Annotated in this window: 1 tRNA gene; it reads left to right on the forward strand. The window is 51.3% G+C overall.

Annotated elements, in window-relative coordinates:
* Window positions 1–11: 11 nt before the first annotated feature.
* Window positions 12–88 (forward strand) — tRNA-Asp (locus tag VJL_RS13915).
* The last annotated feature ends 329 nt before the right edge of the window (window positions 89–417 follow it).

The following is a 417-nucleotide window of genomic DNA, read 5'->3' on the forward strand; positions in this document are numbered from 1 at the left end:
CTAACCAGTGCGGAGCGGTAGTTCAGTTGGTTAGAATACCGGCCTGTCACGCCGGGGGTCGCGGGTTCGAGTCCCGTCCGCTCCGCCATTTATTCCAGACCTCAGCAGAAATGCTGAGGTCTTTTCACATTTACGATGTTATTTTTTGGTCTACGACCAACGAGCCCCGCTTGTGTGCAAGCCCAGCCACTCCGCCACTTATTTAGAAACCCAGTCTTCGGACTGGGTTTTGTCGTTTAAAAGCAAAGAGGTTTTCCCTTGTCAGGGAATGAGGCCCAACTGCCAGCAACTCCGGGCTAGGCGTCCTAGCCGATTCGCCACTTATTCAGACAAAATGTATGGTCCGCCCCGTTATTGCAACTACAATTAAGTAATAACGGAGTTGGTTTGCGCTAATGTATTCGGAGTCCACGTTGG

Source organism: Vibrio jasicida CAIM 1864 = LMG 25398 (genome assembly GCF_000400365.1).
GTDB classification, from domain to species: Bacteria; Pseudomonadota; Gammaproteobacteria; order Enterobacterales; family Vibrionaceae; genus Vibrio; species Vibrio jasicida.